Annotated in this window: 1 protein-coding gene; it reads left to right on the top strand. The window is 68.1% G+C overall.

Translation table 11 applies throughout. The features are described 5' to 3' along the window. A partial coding sequence (locus SB751_RS34995; RefSeq protein WP_410749614.1) for a hypothetical protein occupies positions 1–191 on the top strand: 191 nt, incomplete at its 5' end. Between the last annotated feature and the right edge of the window lie 47 nt (positions 192–238).

Genomic DNA, 238 nt, shown 5'->3' with positions numbered 1-238 from the left:
ACCATCGGCGCTGGCACCTACACCCAGCAGGGCCATGCACCGGCGGCGTCATCGCCCTCGGCTATGGCCAGCGCTACCGCGCCAACGACGTGCTCGACATGGGCGCGATGGTCACCGGCATCAGCCGCCCGTACGACGGCCAGCGCGAGCGCGAACTGCGCATCGTGTTCGACCTTGCCTACCGCTTCTGAGACCGCCATGTTGCTCAAGCTATCCACCCGACTCCTGCTGGCGGCCC

Source organism: Cupriavidus sp. SIMBA_020 (genome assembly GCF_046535395.1).
GTDB lineage: Bacteria > Pseudomonadota > Gammaproteobacteria > Burkholderiales > Burkholderiaceae > Cupriavidus > Cupriavidus campinensis.
The sequence above is the reverse complement of the archived record's forward strand: the minus strand, read 5'-3'. Positions and strand labels throughout refer to the sequence as shown.